The 15,739-nt window shown below is 66.3% G+C and carries 16 protein-coding genes; 14 read left to right on the plus strand and 2 right to left on the minus strand.

The features are described 5' to 3' along the window. Window positions 1-110: 110 nt before the first annotated feature. The 12 genes from AC3A4Z_RS14825 (at window position 111) to AC3A4Z_RS14880 (ending at window position 12,741) form a co-directional block, all read left to right on the plus strand. On the plus strand, window positions 111-458 hold the full coding sequence (locus AC3A4Z_RS14825; RefSeq protein WP_498712452.1) for an L-rhamnose mutarotase: 348 nt from the start codon (window positions 111-113) through the stop codon (window positions 456-458). A 106-nt stretch (window positions 459-564) separates the two neighbouring features. Next, entirely contained in the window at window positions 565-1,731 is a 1,167-nt protein-coding gene (rhaI, locus tag AC3A4Z_RS14830) for an L-rhamnose isomerase (protein ID WP_498712453.1), read from the plus strand. A 6-nt stretch (window positions 1,732-1,737) separates the two neighbouring features. Further along, window positions 1,738-3,774 (plus strand): bifunctional aldolase/short-chain dehydrogenase, encoded by a 2,037-nt coding sequence (locus AC3A4Z_RS14835; protein ID WP_498712454.1) that lies wholly within the window; start codon window positions 1,738-1,740, stop codon window positions 3,772-3,774. Beyond that, window positions 3,771-5,282, plus strand: a complete 1,512-nt coding sequence (locus tag AC3A4Z_RS14840; protein WP_498712455.1) for a rhamnulokinase — start codon at window positions 3,771-3,773, stop codon at window positions 5,280-5,282. Before AC3A4Z_RS14835 ends, AC3A4Z_RS14840 begins: the two co-directional genes overlap by 4 nt. A 16-nt stretch (window positions 5,283-5,298) precedes the next feature. Beyond that, window positions 5,299-6,102: a heterodisulfide reductase-related iron-sulfur binding cluster gene (locus AC3A4Z_RS14845; RefSeq protein ID WP_493972442.1), complete on the plus strand. Its 804-nt coding sequence runs from the start codon at window positions 5,299-5,301 to the stop codon at window positions 6,100-6,102. Then, window positions 6,102-7,619: a LutB/LldF family L-lactate oxidation iron-sulfur protein gene (locus AC3A4Z_RS14850; RefSeq protein WP_498712456.1), complete on the plus strand. Its 1,518-nt coding sequence runs from the start codon at window positions 6,102-6,104 to the stop codon at window positions 7,617-7,619. The genes AC3A4Z_RS14845 and AC3A4Z_RS14850 overlap by 1 nt, the downstream gene beginning before the upstream one ends. Further along, window positions 7,616-8,245, plus strand: a complete 630-nt coding sequence (locus AC3A4Z_RS14855; protein ID WP_498712457.1) for a LutC/YkgG family protein — start codon at window positions 7,616-7,618, stop codon at window positions 8,243-8,245. The genes AC3A4Z_RS14850 and AC3A4Z_RS14855 overlap by 4 nt, the downstream gene beginning before the upstream one ends. Before the next feature lie 75 nt (window positions 8,246-8,320). Then, complete coding sequence (locus AC3A4Z_RS14860; protein WP_498712458.1) at window positions 8,321-9,340, plus strand: acetylxylan esterase; 1,020 nt, start codon at window positions 8,321-8,323, stop codon at window positions 9,338-9,340. A gap of 54 nt (window positions 9,341-9,394) precedes the next feature. After that, window positions 9,395-10,723 carry a glycoside-pentoside-hexuronide (GPH):cation symporter gene (locus tag AC3A4Z_RS14865; protein ID WP_498712459.1) on the plus strand — a complete coding sequence of 443 codons (1,329 nt, stop codon included), beginning with the start codon at window positions 9,395-9,397 and terminating at the stop codon, window positions 10,721-10,723. Window positions 10,724-10,939: 216 nt separating this feature from the next. After that, the gene (locus AC3A4Z_RS14870) at window positions 10,940-12,085 is read left to right on the plus strand and encodes a 3-deoxy-7-phosphoheptulonate synthase (RefSeq protein WP_498712460.1); all 1,146 of its coding nucleotides are present in this window, start codon (window positions 10,940-10,942) and stop codon (window positions 12,083-12,085) included. Window positions 12,086-12,239: 154 nt separating this feature from the next. Then, complete coding sequence (locus AC3A4Z_RS14875) at window positions 12,240-12,452, plus strand: helix-turn-helix domain-containing protein (protein WP_050053879.1); 213 nt, start codon at window positions 12,240-12,242, stop codon at window positions 12,450-12,452. Window positions 12,453-12,642: 190 nt separating this feature from the next. Continuing rightward, the gene (locus AC3A4Z_RS14880) at window positions 12,643-12,741 is read left to right on the plus strand and encodes a 30S ribosomal protein bS22 (RefSeq protein WP_003792170.1); all 99 of its coding nucleotides are present in this window, start codon (window positions 12,643-12,645) and stop codon (window positions 12,739-12,741) included. A 159-nt stretch (window positions 12,742-12,900) separates the two neighbouring features. Here AC3A4Z_RS14880 and AC3A4Z_RS14885 read toward each other — a convergent pair whose 3' ends face one another. Next, window positions 12,901-13,719, minus strand: coding sequence for an HAD-IB family hydrolase (locus tag AC3A4Z_RS14885; RefSeq protein WP_493972436.1), 819 nt, complete (start codon window positions 13,717-13,719; stop codon window positions 12,901-12,903). 77 nt (window positions 13,720-13,796) lie between these two features. Between AC3A4Z_RS14885 and AC3A4Z_RS14890 the strand changes: the two genes are divergently transcribed. Both AC3A4Z_RS14890 and AC3A4Z_RS14895 read left to right on the plus strand, forming a co-directional pair. Then, window positions 13,797-14,051, plus strand: coding sequence for a glutaredoxin family protein (locus AC3A4Z_RS14890; protein WP_498712461.1), 255 nt, complete (start codon window positions 13,797-13,799; stop codon window positions 14,049-14,051). Window positions 14,052-14,170: 119 nt separating this feature from the next. After that, on the plus strand, window positions 14,171-14,875 hold the full coding sequence (locus tag AC3A4Z_RS14895) for a redox-sensing transcriptional repressor Rex (protein WP_493972434.1): 705 nt from the start codon (window positions 14,171-14,173) through the stop codon (window positions 14,873-14,875). A 47-nt stretch (window positions 14,876-14,922) separates the two neighbouring features. Here the strand turns inward: AC3A4Z_RS14895 and AC3A4Z_RS14900 are convergent, their stop codons facing one another. Continuing rightward, window positions 14,923-15,714 (minus strand): hypothetical protein, encoded by a 792-nt coding sequence (locus AC3A4Z_RS14900; RefSeq protein ID WP_498712462.1) that lies wholly within the window; start codon window positions 15,712-15,714, stop codon window positions 14,923-14,925. Between the last annotated feature and the right edge of the window lie 25 nt (window positions 15,715-15,739).

The raw sequence follows: 15,739 nt of genomic DNA on the forward strand, positions 1-15,739 counted from the left end.
GCTGCCCAAGAAGAGGGCTCCGGAATGCTTGACACCTACTCACGTTCAAGAGTACTTTGAATCGTAACAATGAAACGATTCAAAGATGCGCGAGTTCAGGAGAGTTCCAAATGAGGGTGTGCTTCCGTTCGTCGGTCCAACCGGCGCTGATGGACGAATACCGCCGCCGCCACGCCGCGGTATGGCCCGAAATGCTCCGGGCCCTGAAGGACGCCGGCTGGAACAACTACTCCCTCTTCCTTGCGGACGACGGGCTCCTGATCGGCTACCTCGAGTGCGACGATTTCGACGCAGCCCGGGCACGGATGGCCCTTGCGGACGTGAACGCACGCTGGCAGGCGGAAATGGCCGCACTCTTCGAGAACACGGACCAGGCACCCGATGAGGGGTTCCAGGTCCTGGAGGAAGTCTTCAACCTCGACAGCCAACTGGCAGCGGCAGAGTCCTCCGCCGGCTGACACTGACAAGCACTGCGGGACACACACGGCGCTCCAGCAGCGGGGCCGTCCCATAACAGCAAGACCACCAAGACCACACACCAAGACACCGGAAAGAACCACCATCATGAATGACGTAGCAACGGCGCTGGGCAGGCTCGGGGAGCTTGCCATCGAGGTCCCCTCGTGGGCCTATGGAAATTCAGGCACCCGGTTCAAGGTGTTCGGCACCCCCGGTACGCCCCGGACCGTGCAGGAGAAGCTGGCGGATGCCGCCAAGGTCCACGAACTGACCGGCCTGGCCCCCACCGTGGCCCTGCACATTCCCTGGGACAAGGTGGATGACTACGCCGCCCTGAAGGAGTATGCGGCCGGCCTGGGCGTGGGCCTGGGAACCATCAACTCCAACACCTTCCAGGACGACGAGTACAAGTTCGGCTCCCTGACCTCGTCCAACGAGGCGGTGCGCCGCCGCGCCATCGACCACCACCTGGACTGCATCGGGATCATGCACGCCACGGGCTCAAAGGACCTGAAGATCTGGCTGGCGGACGGCACCAACTACCCGGGGCAGGATGACATGCGCGGCCGCCAGGACCGCCTGGCCGAATCCCTGCAGGAGATCTACGCCGCCCTGGGCGACGAGCAGCGCCTGGTGCTCGAGTACAAATTCTTCGAGCCGGCTTTCTACCACACCGATGTTCCGGACTGGGGCACCTCCTACGCCCAGACCCTCGCGCTGGGCGAGAAGGCGTTCGTCTGCCTGGACACCGGCCACCACGCGCCGGGAACGAACATTGAGTTCATCGTGATGCAGCTGCTGCGCCTGGGCAAGCTGGGCTCCTTCGACTTCAACTCCCGCTTCTACGCCGACGACGACCTCATTGTGGGTGCCGCGGACCCGTTCCAGCTCTTCCGCATCATGTACGAGGTGATCCGCGGCGGCGGCTTCGGCAAGGGCTCCGGGGTGGCCCTGATGCTGGACCAGTGCCACAACCTGGAGGAGAAGATCCCGGGCCAGATCCGCTCGGTCCTGAACGTGCAGGAAATGACCGCCCGGGCCCTGCTGGTGGATACCGCTGCCCTGGCCGAAGCCCAGCGCGCCGGTGACGTGCTCGCTGCCAACGGCATCTTCAACGATGCCTTCTACACCGACGTCCGGCCCGTCCTGGCCGAGTGGCGTGAATCCCGCGGGCTGCCCGCGGACCCGCTGGCCGCCTTCAAGGCCAGCGGTTACCAGAAGAAGATCAACGAGGACCGCGTAGGCGGCCAGCAAGCCGGATGGGGCGCCTAAATAGCCATGAGTAACAAGACTGTCGAAGACCTGATTTCCCGTTCCAACCGCTTGGGTGCGGACAAGCGGAACACCAACTTTGCCGGCGGCAATACCTCCGCCAAGGGCACCGAGAAGGACCCGGTGACGGGCGAGGACGTCCAGCTGCTGTGGGTCAAGGGCTCCGGCGGGGACCTGGGCACGCTGAAGGCGGAGAACCTTGCGGTGCTGCGCCTGGACCGGCTCAACGCCCTGAAGAACGTCTACCCGGGCGTGGACCGTGAAGACGAGATGGTGGCAGCGTTCGATTACTGCCTGCACGGGAAGGGCGGCGCAGCCCCCTCGATCGACACCGCGATGCACGGCCTGGTGGACGCCGCCCACGTGGACCACCTGCACCCGGACTCCGGCATCGCCATTGCCACGGCGGTGGACGGCGAGGCGTTGACCACCAAGATCTTCGGCAGCAAGGTGGTCTGGGTGCCCTGGCGCCGCCCCGGGTTCCAGCTGGGCCTGGACATCGCCGCGATCAAGGAAGCCAACCCGCAGGCGATCGGCACCATCCTGGGCGGCCACGGCATCACTGCCTGGGGCGCCAGCAGCGAAGAGGCCGAGCAGAACTCGCTGTGGATCATCGAGCAGGCCGAGAAGTACATCAAGGACAACGGCAAGGCCGAGCCGTTCGGGCCCAAGCTCCCCGGCTATGCGGCCCTGCCGGAGGCAGAGCGCCGTGCCAAGGCCGCAGCCCTGGCACCCGTGATCCGCGGCCTGGCCTCGACGGACAAGCCGCAGTTGGGGCACTTCAGCGATGACGCCGTCGTCCTGGACTTCCTCGAAGCCGCCGAGCACCCGCGCCTGGGCGCCCTGGGCACTTCCTGCCCGGACCACTTCTTGCGCACCAAGGTCAAGCCGCTGATCCTGGACCTGCCCGCCGGCGCCTCGGTCGAGGATTCGATCGCACGCCTGCACGAGCTGCACGCGGATTACCGCGAGGACTACCAGGCCTACTACGACCGCCATGCGGACGAAAGCAGCCCCGCCCTGCGCGGTGCGGACCCGGCCATCGTGCTGGTTCCCGGCGTGGGCATGTTCTCCTTCGGCGCCAACAAGCAGACCGCCCGCGTTGCCGGCGAGTTCTACATCAACGCCATCAACGTGATGCGCGGCGCGGAAGCGATCTCCACCTACGCCCCGATCGAGGAATCCGAGAAGTTCCGGATCGAGTACTGGGCGCTGGAGGAAGCCAAGCTGGCACGCATGCCCAAGCCCAAGTCCCACGCCACCCGCATCGCGCTGGTCACCGGCGCGGCGTCGGGCATCGGCAAGGCCATCGCCACCCGCCTCGCCGCGGAAGGCGCCTGCGTTGTCATCGCCGACCTGAACCTGGAGAACGCCGAGAAGGTCGCCGAAGAACTCGGCGGGCCGGACGTTGCCATCGGCGTCCAGGCCGACGTCACGGACGAAGCCCAGGTCGCAGCCGCGATCGACGCCGCCGTCCTGGCATTCGGCGGCGTGGACCTGGTGGTCAACAACGCCGGCCTGTCCATCTCCAAGCCGCTGCTGGAAACCACCGAGAAGGACTGGGACCTGCAGCACAACGTCATGGCCAAGGGCTCGTTCCTGGTGGCCAAGGCCGCGGCTAAGGTCATGATCGCGCAGGGCCTGGGCGGAGACATCATCTACATCTCCTCCAAGAACTCCGTGTTCGCCGGCCCCAATAACATCGCCTACTCCGCCACAAAGGCGGACCAGGCCCACCAGGTGCGCCTGCTTGCCGCCGAACTGGGCGAGTACGGCATCCGCGTCAACGGCATCAACCCCGACGGCGTGGTCCGCGGCTCGGGCATCTTCGCCGGCGGCTGGGGCGCCAAGCGCGCCGCTGTCTACGGCGTGGACGAGGAGAAGCTGGGTGAGTACTACGCCCAGCGCACCCTGCTCAAGCGCGAAGTCCTGCCCGAGCATGTGGCCAATGCCGCCGCCGTCCTCACCAGCAACGAACTGTCCCACACCACCGGCCTGCACATCCCCGTGGACGCCGGAGTGGCCGCAGCCTTCCTGCGATGAGCCGCGAACGCACCACCGAAACTGCCCCGGCCCCGGCCGGGGCAGTTTCCGCGGCGGCCCCCGCCACCGTATTCGCCGCCGTCGACATCGGCGCCTCCTCGGGCCGGGTCATCCTGGGCCGGGTCCACGCCGATGAGGACCGCAGCGTGGAGCTGGAAGTGGTCCACCGCTTTCCCAACGGCGTGGTGGAGATCGACGGCCGCCTCCGCTGGGATTTCAACGCGCTCTTCGCCGAGGTGTTTGAAGGCCTGCGTGCGGCAGCGACCGTTGCCGCCGTGCAAGGTGAGCGGGTGGCCAGCATCGGCATCGACACCTGGGCCGTGGACTACGGCCTGGTCAACGCCGCGGGCGCGCTGACTGCCCAGCCGTTCAGCTACCGGGACGACCGCAGCCGCGCCGCCGTCGAACCCGTGCACCGGAAACTGGATCCCGCGCGCCTTTACGCCACCACCGGACTGCAGTTCCTGCAGTTCAACACCATCTACCAGCTCGCCACCGAGCCGGACCTGGACGGACTGCAGGCGCTCCTGATCCCGGACCTGATCGCGTTCCTCCTTACCGGGCAGCGCCGGACCGAGGCGACCAACGCCTCCACCACCGGACTGTTCGACGCCGTGGCGGGGGAGTGGGCCACCGAGTTCTTCACCGCCCTTGGCCTGCGGAAGGATTTGTTCCCGCCGCTGGTCCAGCCGGGCGACACGGTGGGCACGCTCCTGCCGGACATCGCCGCGCAGGTGGGGCTGCCGCAGGACACCCGCGTGGTGGCCGTCGGCTCGCACGACACGGCGTCCGCCGTCGCCGCTGTCCCTGCCCAGGCGGAGGACTTTGCCTACATCTCCTCCGGGACCTGGTCCCTGGTGGGACTGGAACTGAAGCATCCGGTGCTCACCGAGGCCAGCCGCGAAGCGAACTTCACCAACGAACGCGGCGTGGACGGCACCATCCGGTACCTGCGGAACATCGGCGGGCTCTGGCTCCTGAGCGAATGCCAGCGGACCTGGGCGCAGGAAGGGTTCCAGCTGGAACTCACTGCACTGCTGGGGGCGGCGGCTGCGTTGCCGCCCGGCGGGCCGCAGGTCAATGCGGACGATCCCTACTTCATCGCCCCCGACAACATGCCGGACCGGATCCGGGCGGCCGTCCGCCGCACGGGCGAGGTGCTGCCGAACGATCCGGCGGCCATCACCCGCTGCATCATGGACAGCCTCGCTGCCGGGTACGCCCGCACCATCCGCGACGCCGAACGCCTCGCCGGCCGCTCCGTGGACGTGGTCCACGTGGTGGGAGGCGGTTCCCAGAACCGCCTCCTCTGCCAGCTCACCGCGGACGCCACGGGGAAAAAGGTGATCGCCGGGCCCGTTGAGGCCACGGCATTGGGCAACGTCCTGGTGCAGGCGCGCGCGGCCGGAGTGGTCGACGGCGGGCTCACCCAGCTGCGCACCCTGGTGGCGGCTGGCACAAACCTCGAGCAGTACGAGCCGGCAAACACCCTTTCTCGACAGCACTGACACCAGAAACGAACCCATGAGAATCGCACTTTTTGCCACCTGCATTGTGGATGGCATGTATCCCCGCGCGGCCCAGGCCACGGTAGAGGTCCTGGAGCGGCTTGGCCACGAGGTGGTTTTTCCCGCCGGCCAGGCCTGCTGCGGGCAGATGCACGTCAACAGCGGCTACTTCAAGGAAGCCGTGCCGGTGGTGGCGAACCATGTCCGCGCCTTCGAGTCCGAGGACTATGACGTTGCCGTGGCGCCTTCGGGCTCCTGCGTCGCGTCGGTGAAACACCAGCACCCCATGGTGGCCCGCCGTGCCGGGGACGCCGGGCTCGAGGAGCGGTCGGTCGCCGTCGGGAAGAAAACCTACGAGCTGTCCGAACTCCTGGTGGACGTTTTGGGCGTCACCAACCCCGCGGAACAGCTCGGCTCCTACTTCCCGCACACAGTGACCTACCACCCCTCATGCCACGGCATGCGCCTGCTCAAGCTGGGCGACCGGCAGGCCGGCCTGCTGCGCGGAGTGAAGGGACTGGAGCTGGTGGACCTGCCCGAGGCCGACCAGTGCTGCGGTTTCGGCGGCACCTTTTCCGTCAAGAACGCCGACGTTTCCTCGGCAATGCTGGCGGACAAGACGGCGAACATCCGCAGCACGGGTGCTTCGGTATGCGCCGGCGGGGACTACTCGTGCCTGATGCACATCGGCGGCGGCCTGTCGCGCCAGGGAGATGGCGTAGCCACCCTCCACCTGGCGGAAATCCTGGCCAGCACGGAACAAGAACCGGCCGCCGTCCCAGGACCGGCCGGACAAACGGTGAAAGTGATGGTCAAGTAATGTCCCGCACCCAGCTTGGAATGCCGGGGCTGCGGCCCGGTTCAGGCAACCTGTTCGCCGAAGAGAAGTTCCCCTCCGCCGCCCGCCGCGAGCTCGGAAATACGCAGCTCCGGAAGAACCTGAAGCACGCCACCTCCACCATTCGCGGCAAGCGCCTCAACGTCACCGGCGAGCTGCCCGACTGGGAGGAACTGCGCGACGCCGGCAGTGCCCTGAAGACCGCTGTCATGGCACGCCTTCCCGAACTCCTCGAAGCATTCGAAGCCAACGTCACTGCCCGCGGCGGCGTGGTGCATTGGGCACGCGACGCCGACGAGGCCAACCGCATCATCCTCGACCTCGTCAAAGCAGAAGGCGTGGACGAGGTGGTCAAGGTCAAATCCATGGCCACCCAGGAAATCGGCATGAACGAGTACCTGGAAGAGCACGGCATTGACGCCTTCGAGACCGACCTGGCCGAGCTCATCGTCCAGCTCGGCCACGACAAGCCCAGCCATATCCTGGTGCCGGCCATCCACAAGAACCGCACCGAAGTCCGTGACATCTTCCTTCAGGAGATGCCCGGCGTCGATCCGGAGCTGACCGACGAGCCGCGCAAGCTCGCCATGGCGGCACGCTCCCACCTGCGCGCCAAGTTCCTTTCGGCAAAGGTGGCGATTTCAGGGGCGAACTTCGGTATCGCCGATTCCGGAACCCTCGGCGTGGTGGAGTCCGAGGGCAACGGACGCATGTGCCTGACCCTGCCGGAAACCCTGATCACCGTGATGGGTATCGAGAAGCTCCTGCCCACGTTCTCCGACCTTGAAGTCTTCCTGCAGCTGCTGCCGCGATCCTCCACCGGCGAGCGGATGAACCCCTACACGTCGCTGTGGACCGGCGTTACCGAAGGTGATGGACCCTCGAAGTTCCACGTGGTCCTGCTGGACAACGGACGCACCAACGCCCTCGCCGACGAGATGGGGCGCTCGGCCCTGCACTGCATCCGCTGCAGCGCCTGCATCAACGTCTGCCCGGTCTATGAACGCACCGGCGGCCACGCCTACGGATCCACCTACCCGGGCCCCATCGGCGCCATCCTGTCCCCGCTCATGACCGGTATCCAGGCCGAGGAAAACGGCTCGCTGCCCTACGCATCCTCGCTGTGCGGGGCCTGCTACGACGCCTGCCCGGTCAAAATCAACATCCCGGACATCCTGGTGCACCTGCGCGGGAAGGATGTGGACGCGCACCGCGGCGGCCTGCCCACGCAAATGGACGTCGGGCTCAAAGCAGCGTCGTGGCTGCTCTCCGACGGCCGCCGGCTCGGCGCCGCGGAGAAGCTCCTCCCGCTGGGACGCCTCGCCGCCGGGCGGGACAAGAAGATCAAGAAACTGCCCGGCATCGCCGCGGGCTGGACCCAGAGCCGTGACATTCCGGCACCCCCGCCGCAGTCCTTCCGCGACTGGTGGGCCAAGGAACACCAGGCAACGAAGGCACCCGCACCCGATGCAGGCAAGGCACCCGAGGAGAACGCATGAGCGCCCGCGCCCACATCCTGGACGCCGTCCGGACAGCATTGAAGGATTCCCCCGCGGTGCCGGAGGTTCCGCGCGGCTACCGTTCTGCCGTCGAACTTGGCCCTGACGAACTGACGCACATCCTGGTGGACCGGCTCGAGGACTACAAGGCCGGCGTCACCGTGGTGTCGGAGGCGGACGTGCCGGCCACCATCCAGGGGCTGCTTGCCGGCGCCTCGTCCTATGTTGTTCCCGCGGGGCTGGAGCCGGGCTGGCTTGCCTGGGAGATGGATCCCGCACGGATTAAGTACGACGGCGGCGCGCACGGCGTGCGGTCAGTGGCGGAACTCGACGCGATTGACGCCGTCGTGACCTCCAGTGCGGTGACGGTCGCCGAATCCGGAACCATCATCCTCGACGGCAGCCCGGACCAGGGCCGCCGAGCCATTTCGCTGATTCCCGACCACCACGTGTGTGTGGTCCATCTGCGCGATGTCACCGCCATCCTCCCCGAGGCCCTCCGCCGCCTGGACGGGACCCGGCCGCTGACCATGATCAGCGGACCCAGCGCAACGTCCGATATCGAACTCGAGCGGGTCGAAGGCGTGCACGGGCCCCGCCGCCTGGACGTCATCGTCGTGCGCTGACCATCGCAGGCCGGGTCCGCTGTCACCTGAACAGACCCCGCTTCCAAGGAACTTCAACCGACAGGACGGACAACGATGCCCCTCTTCGACCTCCCGCTTGACCAGCTCCGCAGCTATACCTCCACGGTGACGCCCCCGCAGGACTTCGACGAATTCTGGGACAACACCATCAGGGAGGCACAGGCCTTTCCGCTGGGTGCCTCCTTTGACCAGGTGGAGAACTACCTCTCGGTGATCGATACCTTCGACGTGACGTTTTCCGGGTACGGCGGCGCCCCCATCAAGGGCTGGCTGCACCTGCCCGCCAGCCGGGAAGCGGGCAGCACGCGGCCCGTGGTGGTCCAGTACGTGGGCTATTCCGGCGGCCGCGGGCTGGTCAACCAGGAGACGCGGTGGGCGCAGGCCGGCTACGCGCACTTCATCATGGACACCCGCGGCCAGGGCTACGGCGGCAGCATAGGCGAGACCCCTGATCCGCATCCCTCCGCCGGGGACGTGGCGCACGCCGGCCTGATGACCAGGGGAGCGGGCAGCCGCGAAGACTACTACTACCGGCGCGTGTACGTGGATGCCTTCCGTGCCGTGGAAGCCGCCCAGTCCCACCCGGACGTGGATGCGTCCAGGGTGGTGCTGACGGGCGTCAGCCAGGGCGGCGGCATCGTGGTGGCCGTCGCCGGGCTTGCGGCAGGAAGGCTCGACGGCGTCATCGCCGCGCTGCCCGACGTCCCCTTCCTCCAGGACTTCCCCCGCGCCATCGACATCACCCCACGCGGCCCGTACGCCGAGATCGCGGCTTTCCTGGGACGGCACCGGGACCGGTACCAGCCCATCCTTGAAGTCCTGCGCTATTTCGACGGCGTCAACCTGGCCCGCAGGGCAACCGTGCCAGCGCTCTACTCGGCCGCCCAGATGGACGACATCTGCCCGCCGTCCACGGTCTTCGCCAGCTTCAATGCCTACGGCTCCGGCGGCACTGGTTCATCAGGAACCGGTGCGGCCAAAGAGATCGAGGTCTACCGCTTCAACAACCATGAAGGGGGCCAGGAGCACCACTGGATCAGGCAGTTGCTGTTTCTTCGCAAGATTTTGGGGTAAGTTCCTTTCGGCGGCGTGAGAAAACGGTTTCTCATTCCGCTCGACAAGGAAGCAATGAAGAAACTCAGCAGGCTCAGTGTTTTCGGCTACGGTGCCGGCGACGCCGCCAACAGCATGATCATCAGTACCGGGAACATGTTCCTGCTTGTCTACTACACGGATGTCGCGGGGATCGGGGCAGCAGCTGCAGGAACCCTGCTGCTGGTGGCACGGATCTTCAACGCCTTCACGGACATCGCCGCCGGCCGGATCGTGGACCGCGTCCACAGCAGGCGCTGGGGAAAGTTCCGGCCCTTCCTGATATTCGGCTTCATCCCCCTGCTGCTGAGTGTGGCCGTGTTCCACGTTCCGGACGTGGAGCCGGGGCTGAAACTGCTCTACGCCTACAGCACCTACGGCCTGGTCTGTGTCGCGTACAGCATGGTCAACGTGCCCTACGGCTGCCTGGTGGGAGCCATGACCCAGGACGCCAGGGACCGCGCCCGGCTGGGCGGGGCCAGGACCATCGGCGGCCTGTCGGTAGGCGCCACCCTGGGCTTCTTCATCGCACCGCTCCTCGGGACCGGCCAGGACATGCAGCAGATTTTCACCTGGCTCACCCTGGCGTTCGCCGTTGTTGGCTCCGGGCTGTATGTCCTGACCGGCGCCGTCTGCGTTGAGCGGGTTGCCGGCAGCGTCCCCAAGGTCACCCTCGGCCAAAGCATCGCCGCCTTGAAAGCCAATTCACCGCTGGTGGTCCTGTGCCTCAGCTCGATACTTTTTGTCACCGGCACGTCCGCCACGGGTGCCGCCCAGTTCTACTACCTCCGTGACGTTCTGTCCCGGGTGGACCTGTTCCCGGTGATGGCCGGCGCCCAAGTGCTCATTACCCTCACCCTGGCGGTGCTGTTGCCGCGGCCGGTGGCGCGCTGGGGCAAGCGTGCCGTCTACAGCGCCGGCGGGGCCCTGGGGGTAGTAGGCGGAATGCTGGTCTTCGTGGCACCGGCGGAGGCGCCTTTGCTCGGCCTTGCGGGCCTCGTGCTGGGACTCCTGGCCTCGGCCTCGGTCAGCATCCTCACATGGGCGCTGATCGCGGACACGGTGGAATACGGGGAGTGGAAAACCGGCGTCCGGGTCCAGGGCATCAACTACGCCCTCCTGGCCGCCACCCGGAAGCTGGGCATGGGGTTCGGCGGCGGGCTGGTGGCCTTCTCGCTGGCCTGGGGCGGCTATGTTTCGGGGACGGCGGAGCAGTCCGATGCGGCCACGCTCGCCATCCGGGCCGCCGCGGGACTGCTGCCCGGGGCCCTGGTGCTGGCCGCCGTCGGCATTATGTACTGGTACCGCCTGACGGACCAGAAACACGCGGAACTGGTGGCCAGCCTCTCCCGTGACGCTACGTAACACTTTTGCAGGGTGGCAGTTTGCCGGTTATGGTTCATGGCATGACAAACCGTTGGTATGCGTATTTTTCGTTGGCTCTGGAGGGGCCCGCGTCTAACTGACACGCATCCAACTTTCCTTCAGAGCCAACAGGGCAGAGATGATTTCTCTGCCCTTCGCCGTTTCTCCGGCGGGTTCTGAACTGGGCCCGCTTCCCACCTGGAACAGGACCCGCACATGAGCACCGCAACAGCCCCCGCCCTTACCGCCACCGGCAATCCCCGCAGCGCAGCACCGGCTAAATCCACGTCAAACCTGCGAGTCAGCGAATTCACCGCGCTGCCCACTCCGCAGGAACTCATCGCGGAACTGCCGCTGGCACCCGAGGCGGCAGACGTCGTCGAACGCGGACGCGATGAGGTCCGGGCCATCATGGACGGCGTGGACGACCGCCTGCTGGTCATCGTGGGGCCCTGCTCCATCCACGATCCCAAGGCCGGGCTGGAATACGCCCGCCGGCTGGTCAGCCAGGCCGAAAAGCACAAGGAAGACCTGCTGATCGTGATGCGGACCTACTTCGAAAAGCCCCGCACCACGGTGGGCTGGAAGGGCCTGATCAACGATCCGCGGCTCGACGGCAGCCACGACATGGTCTCCGGCCTCCGCACCGCGCGGCACTTCCTCCAGCAGGTCACCGCGCTGGGGCTGCCCACGGCCACCGAATTCCTTGAGCCGATCAGCCCGCAGTACATGGCGGACCTGATCTCCTGGGGCGCCATCGGGGCACGCACCACCGAAAGCCAGATCCACCGGCAGCTCGCCTCCGGCCTGTCCATGCCCATCGGTTTCAAGAACGGGACCGACGGCGATCTCCAGGTGGCCATTGACGCCTGCGGTGCCGCCGCGGCAGCACAGGCCTTCCTCGGCATCGACGGCGACGGCCGGGCAGCGCTGGTGGCCACCGCCGGAAACCCGGACACCCACGTCATCCTGCGCGGCGGCCGCAAGGGACCCAATTACTCTGCTGCCGACGTCGAGGCGGCTTCGGCCAAGCTCGCCGGCAAGCAGTTGAACCCCCGCCTCATCGTGGACGCCAGCCACGCCAACAGCGGCAAGAGCCACCACCGCCAGGCCGAAGTGGCACTGGAAATCGGCGCCCAGCTGGAGGACGGCGGGCTTGCCGCGCAAGCGATCGCCGGTGTCATGCTCGAAAGCTTCCTGGTGGGCGGCGCCCAGAACCTGGACGTTGCCGAGCACGCAGCCGGCCGGTCGGAGCTGGTGTACGGCCAGAGCGTGACGGACGCGTGCATGGAATGGGACGTCTCGGTGTCCGTGCTGGACCAGCTGGCGGCCTCGGCCCGGAAGCGCCGCGCGGTTAATTAGGGAGTGAAATAGGGGAGCGCACTACTTTCACATTGGCCACAGGAACATCTAGAGTATCTAGAAGGTGGTTGGTGGATGGCTCAGCATCGGAACACCGCATTGGCACGTACCTGGGGTCACTGTTGTCCATCCGTCAGCAAAGGAAAATAGGGAAATGTCGGCAGAACAGAACTTCTCCAACGCGAAGTTCCTGACCGTGGCTGAAGTAGCCCAGGTCATGCGCGTCTCCAAAATGACCGTCTACCGGCTGGTCCACGCCGGCGAGATGCCCGCGGTGCGGTTCGGCCGCTCCTACCGGGTTCCTGAGAACGCCGTGGAGCAGTACCTCAAGGGTGCTGTGGTGGACGGCCACACCGAAACCGCCTGACGCGGGTACGTCGCAAACCTCCGTTTCGGCCGGTCGAAGCCATTCCGGTCAGAAGCCGCCCCGGATAGGCGGTACCCTGTTAAGGAACGTTTTACGTCATTGTAAGAATCTGTCAGTTGTTCAGTTCGTAGCTCTGTCCACGAACATTCTCCATCAGACAGGTACTGCATCTAGTTTGTAAGGAACTTTCGTGGGTTCAGTTATTAAGAAGCGTCGCAAGCGTATGGCCAAGAAGAAGCACCGCAAGCTGCTTCGCAAGACTCGTCACCAGCGCCGCAACAAGAAGTAGAGATACTTCGAACAGCGTGGAAATGCCCGCCGCCTTCCGAGGTGGCGGGCATTTTTGTTTTCCTGTTGGTTCGTCCCGGTCGTGTTCGCAGATCCTGACCGTCAAGGTTCGGCTTCGCGGACAAGCCTATGATTCGACGGACTCTTACGCCCGGACTCTTTACGCCCGCGGGCCGCGGATGCGGGCAAAGCCCTTCCAGAGTCCGTAGACGGCGCCGCATACCGTGGCTGCCTTGAGGCCCAGGGTTGCTGCGCGCCGGCCTGCCCGGAAGTCGTAGACGGGCCAGTTGTGGTCGCGGGCGTGGCGGCGCAGGCGGGCGTCAGGGTTGATGGCCACCGGGTGGCCAACGAGGGTGAGCAAGGGGATGTCGTTGTAGGAGTCGCTGTAGGCCCAGCACCGTTTGAGGTCCAGCTCCTCTGCATCCGCCAGCTCCTGGACTGCCACGGCCTTGGCGGAGCCGTGCAGGATGTCGCCCACCAAGCGTCCGGTATACATGCCTTCGGAGACTTCCCCCACGGTGCCCAGGGCGCCGGTGAGTCCCAGCCGGGTGGAGATCACGGTGGCCACCTCAATAGGGGTGGCCGTCACCAGCCACACGCGCCGGCCCACCCGCAGGTGCTGCTCGGCGAGGGCCTTGGCGCCGGGCCAGATCCTGGAGACGATCATCTCGTCATAGACTTCCTCGCCCAGCGCCTTGACGTCATCAACGGTGATGCCGGCGGCCAGGGTAAGGGCGGAGTCGCGGACGGCGTGGACGTCGTCCATGTTTTCGCCGCGGGCCACGAACTTGAATTGCTTCCATGCGAAGCCGGCTGCCTGGGCCAGGGTGAACGCCCCGCGCTGGTGCATCTTCCGGGCCACGTGGAAGAGGCTGGCGCCGCGCATGAGGGTATTGTCCACATCGAAGAACGCCGCCTCGCCGGGCTGCGGCGCAGCAACCGGCTTGGTGACTACGGCGACGTACTTCTCCTCGGGCATGGAGTCGAGTCTAGTCAATCCACTGGCCGGACGGCGCCGGCGTCGCCGGGCACCGCGAACGGGACTACGGTTAACCCATGGCTACACCCCGCGTCGTCCTGATCACCAAAGCTGACTGCCACCTTTGCGAGGAAGCGCGCGACGCCGTAGGCCGGGTTACTGCCTCATTGGGCCTTGAGTGGACCGAAGAGCTGGTGGACAACCAGCCGGACCTGCGGGACCGGTACGCGGAGGAGATCCCGGTGGTGCTGGTGGACGGTGTGCAGCGCGATTTCTGGAAGATCGACGAGATCCGGCTGGAACGCGTGCTGCAGCGGGCCATGGCGCAGTAGGGGAGCATTACCGGTGATGGCGCGTACATCGTTGCTTCCTGCTTTGTTTCCCCCTGCTTTGTTGGCTCCGGCGGGAGGGCTCTAGAGTGGAGTCACAACGCGATGCGAGGGAGGGGCTGGTGGCTTCGCTGGATTCAACCCCCCAGGCTGTCCCGGACCTTCCGGACACCACGGGCACGCCGGCCAAACAGATTCCGCCCGCCGCGGTGGCCCGGCTGACGCTCTATTTACGCGCCCTGAACACCCTGCTGGCCGAGGGGGTGGAGCGCGTCTCCTCCGAATCCCTCGCCGAAGCCTCCGGCGTCAGCTCTGCGACGCTCCGCAAGGACCTGTCCCACGTGGGGTCTTACGGCACCCGGGGCGTGGGCTACGAAGTCCAGTACCTGAGCCGGCACATCGCCGCGGCCCTGGGCCTGACCCATGACTGGAAGGTCGCCATCGTCGGTGCGGGCAACCTCGGCAAGGCCCTGGCGCGGTACGGCGGCTTCGAGTCCCGTGGCTTTGATGTTGTGGCCATCTTCGACGCCGACCAGATGGTAGTGGGCAACGAAGTGGGCTGGCTGCGGGTCAGCGACGTGGCGGACATGGAAACCGTGCTGCACAGGACCGGGGCCAACATGGTGGTGCTGGCCTTGCCGGCCGCGGTGGCGCAGGGCGTCTGCGACCGGGTGGTGGCCGCCGGAGTGCACAGCATCCTGAGTTTCGCCCCCGTGATGCTGCAGGTACCGGAGGGGGTCAACCTCCGCAAGGTGGATATGGCCACGGAACTGCAGATCCTGGCCTACCACGCACAACGGGCGCAGGCCCCGGAGCAGACTGCCTGATTCCGGCAGTTCCGGGACCCACGCCCGCAGGTGTGGGAAATGCTTGATTACCGGCCGTAAGGGTTGCCCATGCCGCCACCGTACGGGTTGGCGAAGGGCTGCTGCTTCCGGAAGTACGGAGCGGACGCCGGCAGGTACAGCAGCACGATCGCGGCGATCCCCAGCAGGGTGCCGAGGGTGCCAAGCGAAGGAACGCCGAACAGACCGAAGATGGACAGCGCGGCGAACACGGTGCCCAGGATGCGGGCCCAGTTTTTGCCCTTCCGGATGAAGAACGCCACCAGCAGGTAGAGCCCGGCGCCGATAATGGCGAATACCACCAGCGTGCCGGCGATGACGCCCTTCATGTCCTCGTAGGTGACTCCTGCTCCGGTGCCCTCCACCTGCTGCTCGAAGGTCTGGCGGAACACCGGGTCATCCAGCTGGGTGAGGCCGGTGAGCATCGAGATGACGAAAATCGCGGCGGAAGCGATCAGCAGCCAGAACGAGATATTGACCAGCTGCGGCACACCGGTGCTGCCCCCTGCCTGCGGCTGCTCGGACGGGTACTGGGCGTAGGGGGACTGGCCGTAGGGCTGCTGGCCATACGGCTGCTGTCCGTAGCCCGGCGCCTGCGGCGGGTTCTGGCCAAACTGGGGAGCGTTCTGGCCGTACTGAGGGGCGTTCTGCCCATATTGGGGTGCGCCGGACTGCCCGTACTGCGGGGCGTTCTGACCGTACTGGGGCGGGTTCTGCCCGGACTGCTGGCCGTATTGCGGAGCGTTTTCACCGTAGCGCGGCTGCTGGTTGCCCTGCTCGGGGTCGTTGGGCACGGGAGGCGGGACGGGAGGATTACTCATGAGCTGTCCTTTTGCATGTCGGGAT

Source organism: Arthrobacter sp. Soil_C_49 (assembly GCF_057656635.1).